Below are 11,533 nucleotides of genomic sequence, written 5' to 3' on the forward strand. Positions count from 1 at the left end.
CATTCAATTACGAAACTAATATCCCTTGCAAGAATACACTAAAACGGTATAAAAATCAAGCAAAAAAGTCCCGGCAACAAAGCCCGGAAGATTTTTTAATTTCCGTTTTTTCTTGACTTTAAAATATAAGATGGTATCATTAAACCTTATGAAATTATCACAGATTTTCCCCTATCTATCCCATCTGTCCCTGACCCCCAGGCAGATAGCCGGTTTTAACCGGATGATTACCCGCGGCACCGCCTATGCCGGAAGGCTGACCGCCCAAGAGAGGGCGATTCTGATACGCCTGCTGCGCGAGGAGGATATGCTGCCCGGGATGTCCCATGTGATAACCGAGAAAGTATCGGTGGGAAAGAGCACTGACGATCTGCCGTCTCTGTTGTTCGGAGTGCTGGCCCCCGACTGGGCCGGGCTGGCCGATGCCTGCCTGGGAACGGTGCATGAGGCCGGGTTGAACATTGCCTATACCCACGGGTTTATTCTGCGGAGGAACCGGGAGAAACTGGGCGTGGTGCTGATGGAAGTGGAATTGTCACCCCACCTGACCCAGAAAGCCCTGGATATCGCCCGGGCCAAGATCCAGGAAAGGCTGAGCATCATCGCCTCCGAGGATGCCGCCAAACGGACCCTGCAGCGGCAGGAGGCCAGAAGGCTCTACGCTTTCACTACCGTCACCGACCTGCTGCGGGGAAAGCTGCCGGCCGATGACCTGAAGGAGATCCTGGGCGACAGCGGCGAAGCCCTCAAGTTCTTCATGTCGCGGCACGAATCATACATCAACCAGCGCACTCTGGAGTCCATTGCCGACCAGATCCTGAGCAATTATGTCATGAAGAAGAATATCCGGGCCGGGCAATCATCGCTGGAAATTTCTTTCCAACAGGTGCAATACAACAGCAAGACCCTTACCGGAGTGACGGTTATCACCAAGGAACAGAGCATTACCCTTGAACGCTTGATGAGATTGATAAACGAGCTTGTGCCCCAGAACCACCGTTATGACGATTATGCCTACTTTACCGCCGACAAACTGTCGGTCTTTCATGTAGAAATGACCAACCAGCAGGACCAGCCGATAGCCCTGGATCTTCAGGATAAACTGGCTGAAGCTATTCGGGAGATCCCTTCGCAAAAGGAGACCCTGGGGCCCACCCCGGGAGTGGAGCTGATCCGCCGCAAGATAGTCCCGCTGATGATAGACGAAGAGAAGGATATCAAGATCCCCCAGGGCTATATCCACCCCCACGCCCCGGATCATTTCAAGGTCATACTCGTGGCCTCCGGCAATGACAAGGGTTTCGGGCTGGAGGTGGTCACTGCGCTGACCTCGGTGCCGGGATTCTCGGCCGCCATGCCGGACAAGCCCAACACCATGACCAATATCCAGAACGGCAAGGAACATCAGCAGGAGATATCGATCATTGATATCTGGGTCGACCGCAAGACCCTGTTTGGGGTCAAGCGGGAAAGTTGGAACGACGAAGAGATCTACAACCGGATCGAACAAGCCATCAAGACCATACCCGGGCTCGGACCCAAGCTCAGGATATTCGACCGCACCAGCCGGGCCCTGCGCCAGATGCGCCTGAAGGCGGTATCGGAACTGGCTGAAAAACTGAGCATGCCCCGCGACCATATAAAGTCGCTGTTTTACAGCATAGGGGATCGCTGTTTGCTCAACCCGGAGGTCACCAACGATGCCATCTTCAACCAGGTCAAGCTGGAATACAGCGCTCATAACGATGTCATCTCCGGGCGGCCAATCTCCGTTATTTTCGAGGAGATGAAACTGACCGAGAACGACCCCAGTTTCACGGCTTTGGCCGTGGCTTTCAGGTACAGCCAGGACCGGTTAAAAGGGATATTTAAGGCCGTAAAAAAATACCAGGCCAACTCCGTCTGCCGGACAGATTTTGAGGATATCACCCTGCTGCTTTTCAATCTTAGCTCCAACTCCGCCCCCTTGAACCCCGCCAAGATCAAGGCCCTTTCCTCTGTTTTGGAGGGGCTGGCCTAGCATGCTCAAGTTTATTACCTTTGATCTCTGGGAAACAGTGATCGCCGATTCCCCCGAATTGGACAGCCAGCGTACTAAATACCGGGTAGGGAATACCCACACTTTTCTGTCGAAAAAACATCCCGCTATCGCTATTGAACGAATATTCGCCGCCCATAAAAAAACCTGGCAGGAGTGCTCGGCATTATGGGGAAAAGCCCGGGACATGGCTTTTCCCGACCAGGTCCGGCTTTTTGTCGGACTGATAGACGAAAGTTTATTGATCTCCCTGAAACAAAGCGAGATCCAATCCATTTCGGAGATATACGCCGGGGCCGTCCTGCAATTTCCCCCGCGGTTGATCGAGGGCGCACGGGAGACCTTGACTCATCTGTCTATCAGTGGCTATAAGTTGGGACTGATCTGCAACACCGGAAGGACGCCCGGGTTCATGCTGAGAAAACTCCTTGAAAGTCATGATATATTGAAATATTTTGATAGCGTCCTGTTCTCCGACGAAACCATCGTCCGCAAACCCGATGCCGGGATATTTGAAAAGTCCCTCCGGGAACTACAGGCCGATAAACGGCAAACGGTTCATGTGGGGGACAGTTGGGAGAACGATATTCTGGGGGCGCAAGCGGCCGGGATAAAAACGGTTTGGATCTCACCCGAAAGCCAGAATCAAGCTGATTGCCCCGTCATAAAAAGCATCGTCGAATTGCCAGAGGTTTTGGATAAAATCTGAATAATTAAAATAAAAAGCCCGGTCCCTTTTGGGACCGGGCTTTTTAAATCCTGGATCATTTTTTTGCTGCTTCCTCGGGCAGAGCTTGGTTCAGCTTGGCAATCAACTCATCGGCATTTATGCCGTGGGCAGCCGCCCCCTGTTCCACAGTCTCGCGATAAGCCGCGTTGCAGCCAATACAGAAGAGGCCGTGTTCGAAAAATACTTTTATGCTCTGGGGATATTTATTGACCACATCCATGATGGTCATATCCTTGGTGATCTTATCCATCATCTCCCGTCCCTTATATATTCTTAAGTTTTGAATGGTATAATAAAATGTCCGGATTGTCAAGGGTTAAATCAAACATAAAAGCGACAGCCGTAAACCGACTGTCGCTTTTATAATACTGCTCCTACTGCTTTTTCATGGGCTGGCCGCAGCATTCCTTGGGCAGACTGGATGTCTGTCCGCATTTTTCGCACTTATAGGTAAGCTTGCTACCGCATCCGCAGGAATTACACATTTTTAATCTCCTTTGTTTTTTATTTTGTTTCTATCTATTTAATCAGGCATTTCAATTATCGCTCCAAAATGCCGGTTTGTCAAGCCCCTTTGGTCTTAATTCAAAATGATTATCTTTAACGACCGGGAAGACAGGATTAACAGGATTTTCTGGAAATAATTTCTCATGTTATTTTGGAATATAATCCGCGTAAATCAGCGCCCTTTTTTTGTATTACGCTACTACCCTTATCCTCCCCGGCGGGCCGGATTCCGGGCCCACCAGTATCGCCCCCAAACGCTTCATGGTTTCCAGGTATTCCACCGCCTCGTGGGTAATGCGCTCACCGGGAACGATCACCGGAATCCCCGGCGGGTAAACGGTGAAGAACTCGGTGGATATCTCGCCCACTGCCTCTTTCAGTTTGATCATCTTATAAGTAGCGAAGAAGGCTTCGCGGGGGGTCAGCGACATTGCGGGATAATTTGAGGGAAACTGGATATCTAATTTTTGCAACGACCCGCTGCCGTAGTGCGACGAAGCTAGGGCCTTGAGGGCCCGCAGCAGCCGGTCGGCCTCGGCCGGCCCGTCGGCTATGGAGAAGATAAAGGCCACATGGTCCCAGTCGGCCATCTCGGCCTGGATGTTGTATTTCTGGTTTAGTATCTTGCTGGCCTGGTAGCCGGTAAGCCCGAGCTTGTCCACAAAGACGGTGAGTTTGGTGGGATCAAGTTTGAATGGCTTGACGTCCTCGGGATTCAGGCAGTACAGCCCTTTTATCTTATTGATGGAGTTGCGCAGTTTGACAGAGATGGCGATGGACCTTCCCAAAAGCTCCCGCCCCTTCAGGGCCATCTGGCGTCGGGCCAGGTCCAGCGAGGTCATTAGCAGATATGACGGGCTGGTGCTCTGGGTCAGCAATAAGACCTCCTCAAGGTCCCGGATATCGATATTGGGGCCCTTGACGTGCAGCATGGAGGCCTGAGTCAGTCCCGATATTATTTTATGAGAGCTCTCCACGCAGATGTCGGCCCCGGCCTCCATAGCCGAGGTGGGCAGTGATGGGTGAAACAACAGATGCGGCCCATGGGCTTGGTCCACCATCACTATACGGTCGTTGAGATGGGAGAGTTTGACGATCTTCTCCAGGTCGCAGCAGATGCCGTGATAGGTGGGCGATGAGACAAATACCGCCCGGGCCCCGGGGTTTTTATTCAGGGACTTCTCCACCGCTTCGGACGAGACGTTAAGGATAAGGCCCCATTCCTGATTGATCTCGGGATGGATGTAGATGGGCAGGGCCCCGGACATGATAAGCCCGGCTATCACCGATTTGTGTGTATGGCGGGGAACAATGATCCTGTCGCCGGGAAACAGCACCCCCATCAGCATGGTCAGGTTGCCGCCGGTGGAGCCGTTGATCAGAAAATAGCTCCTGTCGGCATGATATGCCTTGGCCGCCAAAGTCTGGGCCTGCTTGATGATCCCGGTGGGATGGAACAGGCAGTCGGTCTCGGGCAGAACCGTCAGGTCCATCCTGAAGATGTCATCGCCTACCAGCCGGCGCCAGGCTTTATCGATCCCCTTGCCCTGCTTGTGGCCGGGCGTGTGGAACGGCACCTTGGGCTGCTTGATGTATTTTGCCAGTGCGTCAAACAGCGGCGCCCGGCTTTGGGGCGAATTATGGGGCGATGGACGGTGCTTCATCTGTGCCTTAGTGTCTTTGTGGTTTAAAGGTTAATGATGTTTTTGCGTATTTCGTGCCTGCGCGCCTGTCCGCCGCACAAGGCTTTGGCAGGCGGGCTGAAGCGCGGAGTTTACACCGATGAAAGAGGTGGCGCGCAAGCGTAGGGAAAGATCACGCGAACTTGGCGGTCAGCAGGTTCTTATCGGTTATCACTCTCTGCTGTTTATCGAAATCTTTGCGCAGGAACTTCGGCAAAGCGAACATGCTTAAATGGGTGATGCCGTCATAGTAGTCCAGTTTTTTAAGCCCCCGTTTTTTTATCAGGGTATCGATCTGGGCCGGGGAATAGACCAGGGGGTCGGCGCCTTTGGAGCCCAGGATGAACCCCCAGGGCAGGCCGAAGGAGGGGATTATCACCTGGTATATTCTGGTGACCGGGAAGGCGCCGGAGATGGTGCGGGCGATGGCGGTCAGCATCTGGGTGTCGCCGCTGCGGGTGGTGCCGGCCTGCAGGGTGATCAGGCCCTGCGGCGAGAGCCGCCGGTTCAGTAACTGGTAGAACTCCCGGGTATAAAGCTTGAACGAAGGCCCGCCCTCGATGGGCTCGGTAAGGTCGATGATTATCACATCGAAGGTCTCCCTGGTCTTCTGAAGATAGGCCCGGGCATCCATGTAAAGCACCTTGGAGCGGCGGTCCTTGAAGGCCCCCCCGGCCCACTGTGGCAGCTCCTTCTTGCAGAACTCCACCAATTCCTTGTCGATGTCCACCATCACCACCTGTTTGACCGATTTGTGCTTTAGAGTGTCGCGCAGGGTCTCGCCCTCGCCGCCGCCCACGATCATCACCTTCTGGGGATCGGGATGCAGCAGCAGAGGGGGGTGCACCAGCGCTTCATGGTAGATGAAGGAATCACGCTCCGAACTCTGCATCCTTTCGTCCAGGAACAGACAGCGCCCGTAATTATATGTATCCACAATGTCTATTTTCTGGTATTTGGTCTGGGTGCTGACCACCGTCTTTTTAACACCGTGCAGGTGGATCTCATCTATCCAATGCTCAAGATAATAATTACTGACCGTCATTTTACTCCTCCGTTATGCAGTCTGTTTAAAGAAATATTTATCTTAATCATTATACAATATATCCCGGTATTGTTTCAATCCATAAAAACAGATCAATTAAAAAAACGGCCCTCGGGACGGAGGGGCCGCAATTAAAGGAACAGGCTGATCAGAACATATCGATGAATTTTTCAACCAGGAAGGGATCGAACTGGGTCCCGGCAAAACTTAATGAAATAATCAGTTAGCAGTATAAACAATATTTGAGGAATATTTGTTTATAATTACCAAAATGATATTAGCCGCATATTTAATACCAATTCAGGCCCCAAGACTAGATGCAGCTATTATTGTTTCCACCTTTTAGAATTTCTTTCACCCTTTTTACTAATTCTGGGGGAGAAAACGGCTTGCAAATGTAATCGACTGCATTCTCCTGAATGGCTGCCAGGCGGTCGGCCGGGTCTGTTTTTGCCGATACTACCGCAATCGGGATCGAAGCGGAAGAATCCATGATCTTCAATATCTTGATCAATTCCATTCCATCCAATCCGGGCATCATGATATCCATCAGAATCAGATCCGGTTTAGTTCGGTACAGGATCTGCAAAGCCTCATGTCCCGAAAGCGCCGTCAACATCACATAGCCGGCTTCTTCCAGCACCATCTTTATCAATTCTAAAATATCCTCTTCATCATCCACCGCCAGGATTACGGTCCTGCCCGAAGCATCTGGTGACATAGCACTCCCCCCCATTATTTATTCCAAAGGCAATTTAAAAGTAAAACGGCTGCCCTTCCCGGACTGGCTGGTGACTTCGACAGTGCTCTGATGGGCATCCAGAATAGATTTGACGATGGCCAACCCCAAACCCACTCCGCCATATTTCCTGGTGGATGAGCCGTCGAGCTGGTGAAACCTTTCAAAAATCCTGGGGACCGATTCCCGGGGAATACCGACGCCGGTATCGGATACTTCGATTCGGGCTTTGCCGTCCGGCCCAGCCTCGGCGGTCAGGTTTATGTGCCCTTTAGAAGTGAATTTCAGGGCGTTCATCACCAGATTGTCAACCACCTGCAATATCCTTTCCCGATCGCCTACGACGTTCAGCGCTTCCGGAGCCTCGATGATCAGCTTCAGTTTTTTCTTGTCCAGCTCCGCCTGGTAATTGGCAGCAGCCTCGTCGAAAAGCGTTCGAATATCGAAAGGCTTTTGTTCGACGATGAAGTGTCCGGACTCAATGGTAATGAAATCCAGCAGGTCCTTAATCTGCCTGGTCAGCCGCTTGATGTTCCTTCTCATTACCTCGATTCCCTTGCGCTGGGTCTCGGTCAGGGGGCCCAGTTTTTCCATGGCCAGATAATCGGCATAACCCGAAATGGTGGTCAGGGGAGTTTTAAGCTCATGGGAAACATTGGCGATAAAATTACTTTTCAGCCGGTCCAGCTCCATCAGTTCGGCATTGGCCTGGGACAAACGGTCGTAGGACTCGGACAGGGCCTCCAGATTGACTTTCAGCTGCCTGGTCATGATATTAAAATTATCTGCCAGGGAGCCGATCTCATCATCAGATTTGACATCCACTTCATGATCCAGCTTTCCGGCGCCGATATCCCGGGCTGCGACTGTAAGTTGGTGGATGGGGTCAGTGATGCTCTTGGCCATAAAATAAGCCAGCAGGCTCCCCAGCAATACAAATATAACGCCGGTGATCAAAACCTGATTTAAACTGCTACGGGCCAAATAGCCCAAGGCCGCGAAGGAGCCCACAAACCTTACGGATAATCTATGGCGGCCCCATTCTCCGATATAAGGCATAACCACCGAAATGATCTCTTGGTTATCGGCAATGCGGATTATTTTATGGCTCAGGTCCAGCCTTTTCACCCTCTCCATCAGGTCCGGCTCGTATGATTCCGGCTTCAGAATGATGCCGGACCGTCCCGTGTCCATCTGTCGGGAATCGAACATAACCACGCCGTTAACGTCTATGATCTGGATTTCGGTGATGTTGTCGTTCATCTTGAAATAATTGGCCAATAAGCCCCTGAATTTGAAATACCCGGAGGTATAATAAATATAATAGTTCTGGCAGATGGGAGCAACTGTCATCTGGGCAAAGGAGATAACTCCGGCCTGTATCTCTTTTTTCAACTGCTCCCGCCTAGTCATGACCGAAACCAGCGAGTACACCGATATGATTATTATCACCAGCAGGCTGGCAGCAATCGCCAGTTTTATTTTTATGCTTTTGAACATCGTCTGTATTTATAGATATGCAGCTATTATAATTTTATAGTTTGTAGTATATTTCGAACAGTTTGATCCTCCCGTCCTGTCTGGGGATAAACACGATGTTTTTATCAGCGCCGTAAACCCGGTTCCTGGCAAATATCGGAATTAACGGATAATCAGCCATAGCCATAGTCATGGCTTGTTTCAAAAGTTCTATCCGTTCTTTGTTGTCCAATACCTGGTTGCTTTTTTCTATTATGTCATCAAGTTTACGGTTACGGTAGTTCCCCCAGTTGGCGCTACCATAATTTTTTTCATCCGAGCTGTGCAGACAGGCGTCAAAAAGATCCGAAGCATCCCCCGAACTGCAGGACCAGCCCACCAGAAAGAAGGGTATCTTCTTTTGGTAAAGGCGCCCGGAGAAATCGGACCAATCCGACCCGGCTAGCTTCACTTTGATGCCGATCATGCCCAGTTGCTTGGCCAGGATGTCCCCGGTGGTGGCAGCGGCCGTTTTTGACATTTCCAGGGTGATCGAAAACCCATTAGGATACCCTGCCGCAGCCAAGCACTTTTTTGCCCTGCCAATGTCGGGGCGTTTAGCCGTGATGTCGGGGTTATACCCCACGATATATGGTGAAACCAGCTGATTTATCGGCAGGGCATCCCATCCGGAGACTCTTACGGCCTCCTCCGGATCTATCGCCCAATAAATGGCCTCCCGTATTTTCCGGTTCGATAAGGCGTCTTTCCCGAGAAAATTAATACCCAGCATGCTGACCCCCAGGCCGGGGCTGGTGACAAAATATATTTTTGGGTTGGCGCGATTTTGCTCAGCCTTGTTCTTATCCACATCACGTATCAATTGCACCCTGCCGTCAAGCAAAGCCTGTAAACGGGTCTGTTCGTCGGGAATGATCTTGAAAACCGCCCGTTTAACCACCGGCTTTCCTTTCCAGTATTTTTCGTTGGCCTTCAATTCTATCTGGTCCCCGGCCAGGTGTTTTATAAAATGATAAGGCCCCGTTCCGGTCGGCCTGGTGACCGGATTCTCGGTATTCTCCGGCATAATGGCAATGAAGGTCAGTTTGTTCAATAAGATCGGCGACGGTTTGCTGGTTTTTATTTCTATGGTCAATTTATCAATGACATTGATGCTCTGGATTGTGGAAAGGTAATGACAGACCTTGCCCTGCCTGGCCCTTTCCAGGCTGTATTTGACATCAGCCGAGGTAAATTCGCGGCCGTTATGAAAGTAAACCCCCGGACGGAGAATGAATCTCCAGGTAAGGTCGTCGGGATTTTCCCAGCCGATGGCCAGGGCCGGTTCCACCTTCATATCCTGGTCGAAGCTGACCAAAGCGTCATAAATATTACTGAGTATCGAATGAGCGATGCTGTCATCATGCAGATATGGATCAAGGGTTATCAGCTCGTCCTCCATGGCCAAAAGCAGAAGCCCGCCATTGTTGTTGCTCCTGGCGCAGGTGCACAGCAGGCCTATTAATAATATTGCCGTGATTCTTCTCAACATTGGTCTAACTCCATCACAGATTATTTTTGAGGGTGGATCTCTTTGACCAGCATAACCGAGGCTGTCTTCTGCTGCCAGGCCAGGCCCTGACGCAATCCGTAGCTGCCGTCCCGGATATACAGGGGGATGAAGGGAAGGTCGTTGGTCGTTATCCTGATGGCCTCCTGTAGTAACTGCTTACGCCTGACCGGATCGAATTCGCGGTCGGCCTGTTCGATGATTTGATCAAGTTTAGGGTTAATGTACCCCGCCAGGTTGCGGACACCGAAATCCTGGGCGCCGCTTTTGGAATGGACCATATCGTTTAACAGTTCGCTGGCATCTCCGAAACTGTAGGCAAAACCCATCAGATAAAATTTTGCCTGGCCGGACTCGATGGAATTATACAATTCCGTCCATGATAGTGTATCTACCGTCAGCTTTATCCCTATAGGCGCCAGGAATTCCGCCAGGATCTGTCCCTCGAACCAGGCTGCCGTTGATACTTTAATGGTCAGTTTGATTGGGTCGGATGTCTTTAAAGGATGAATAAGCCGTCGGGCTTTTTCGATATTCTGTTCAATTTCAGAAAGGTTCGGATCATAGCCGAATATGGCCTGGGTTGCTATCTGGTTGGCGGGAACAGCGTGTCCGTGGCAGGCTTTGGTGACCATCTCCCGGCGGTTTATGGCCAGGGATATCGCCTGGCGCAGTCGGATATCGGAAAGAGGGTTGTCATTGAATTTGCCGGAGGTATTCAAACCTAAGATGGTAATGGTGGCGCCCGGCTTGGTCACCAGGGTTACCTTGCTGTCGCCGGACAGCCTGGTGCGGTAGTTTTCCATGACATTGGCATCGACATCCATCTTGCCGCTCAACAGTTTTTCCACCCGCAGAGAATCATCCTTGATTATATGAAATTCCGCTTTATTGAAGAACGGTTCCTCTCCCCAATAACTCTTGAACTTGTCCAGATACAGGATATCCCGGCCGTTGAATACAGCGATGGAATAGGGCCCGGTGCCTACCGGCTTTTCGACCGGATCGGATTGGGCGGGGATGATGCTTATCATGGTCAGGGTGTTTATCAGGTTGGGGCACGGTTTGGCGGTGGAAATCTCCACGGTCAGGCTGTCCACTTTTCTTATGCTATCGATCCCAGCCAGCATGCTTTTATAGACCGATGCCCGGTGGTTCCTGGCCCGGCCCAGGCTGTAGATGACATCCTCCGCCGACAGGGTTTTCCCGTTATGGAATTTCACCCCCGGCCTGATATAAAAGCGCCAGGTCCGGTTGGTGACATTACTGTATCCGGTGCACAGCATCGGCACAAACTGCATGTCAACGTCGAACGATACCAGGGTTTCGTAAATATTGCTTAAGGTTTCCATGGTGACCGCTTCGTCCTGGGTATGGGGATCGAAGCTGATCAATCCCTCGCTGATGGCTATCCGCAGGGTCTGCTGCTGCGGACCGCTGCAGGAAAGAGAAGCCAGCAGGGAAAAGGCCAGAACGATCTTTTTCATAGCTCTCCTTTATCTTCAGGGCAGATGTATGGCCCGCCCCAGCGCATTGAGCGCCGCCTCTTGGAACGACTCATGGAGGGTGGGGTGGGAATGTATGGTTTGGATCATGTCCTCAAGTTTGAGCCTGCTGGATACGGCCAGCGAGGCCTCGGAGATGAGCTCGGTGGCCTGGGGCCCTGCGATGACGCATCCCAGGATTTGATGCGTCTGGCGGTCGGCAATGACCTTGACAAAACCCTCCAGCTCGCCAACGCAGCTGGCCTTGCCGCTGGCCGAG

The 11,533-nt window shown here is 51.5% G+C and carries 10 protein-coding genes; 2 read left to right on the forward strand and 8 right to left on the reverse strand.

Going from position 1 to position 11,533, the window contains the following annotated elements:
• Window positions 1-148 precede the first annotated feature (148 nt).
• Both KJ869_00155 and KJ869_00160 read left to right on the forward strand, forming a co-directional pair.
• The gene (locus KJ869_00155) at window positions 149-2,020 is read left to right on the forward strand and encodes a hypothetical protein (GenBank protein ID MBU1575602.1); all 1,872 of its coding nucleotides are present in this window, start codon (window positions 149-151) and stop codon (window positions 2,018-2,020) included.
• Window position 2,021: 1 nt separating this feature from the next.
• On the forward strand, window positions 2,022-2,747 hold the full coding sequence (locus tag KJ869_00160; GenBank protein MBU1575603.1) for an HAD family hydrolase: 726 nt from the start codon (window positions 2,022-2,024) through the stop codon (window positions 2,745-2,747).
• Between the two features lie 55 nt (window positions 2,748-2,802).
• On the opposite strand, the gene KJ869_00165 is transcribed toward KJ869_00160, so the two are convergent.
• The 8 genes from KJ869_00165 to KJ869_00200 form a co-directional block, all read right to left on the reverse strand.
• Window positions 2,803-3,018, reverse strand: coding sequence for a DUF1858 domain-containing protein (locus KJ869_00165; protein ID MBU1575604.1), 216 nt, complete (start codon window positions 3,016-3,018; stop codon window positions 2,803-2,805).
• A 448-nt stretch (window positions 3,019-3,466) separates the two neighbouring features.
• Window positions 3,467-4,939: an aminotransferase class I/II-fold pyridoxal phosphate-dependent enzyme gene (locus KJ869_00170; protein ID MBU1575605.1), complete on the reverse strand. Its 1,473-nt coding sequence runs from the start codon at window positions 4,937-4,939 to the stop codon at window positions 3,467-3,469.
• Between the two features lie 151 nt (window positions 4,940-5,090).
• Entirely contained in the window at window positions 5,091-6,002 is a 912-nt protein-coding gene (gene speE / locus KJ869_00175; GenBank protein ID MBU1575606.1) for a polyamine aminopropyltransferase, read from the reverse strand.
• A gap of 313 nt (window positions 6,003-6,315) precedes the next feature.
• A complete protein-coding gene (locus KJ869_00180) occupies window positions 6,316-6,723 on the reverse strand; it encodes a response regulator (protein MBU1575607.1) in 408 nt (135 codons plus the stop codon).
• An 18-nt stretch (window positions 6,724-6,741) separates the two neighbouring features.
• Window positions 6,742-8,241 (reverse strand): HAMP domain-containing histidine kinase, encoded by a 1,500-nt coding sequence (locus tag KJ869_00185; GenBank protein MBU1575608.1) that lies wholly within the window; start codon window positions 8,239-8,241, stop codon window positions 6,742-6,744.
• 34 nt (window positions 8,242-8,275) lie between these two features.
• Window positions 8,276-9,751, reverse strand: coding sequence for a hypothetical protein (locus tag KJ869_00190; protein ID MBU1575609.1), 1,476 nt, complete (start codon window positions 9,749-9,751; stop codon window positions 8,276-8,278).
• A 20-nt stretch (window positions 9,752-9,771) separates the two neighbouring features.
• Window positions 9,772-11,256: a hypothetical protein gene (locus KJ869_00195; protein MBU1575610.1), complete on the reverse strand. Its 1,485-nt coding sequence runs from the start codon at window positions 11,254-11,256 to the stop codon at window positions 9,772-9,774.
• A gap of 15 nt (window positions 11,257-11,271) precedes the next feature.
• Window positions 11,272-11,533: dihydrolipoyl dehydrogenase (locus tag KJ869_00200; GenBank protein MBU1575611.1), on the reverse strand; the 262-nt coding region annotated here is incomplete at its 5' end.

The organism is Candidatus Edwardsbacteria bacterium, from assembly GCA_018821925.1.
Lineage (GTDB): Bacteria > Edwardsbacteria > AC1 > AC1 > EtOH8 > UBA2226.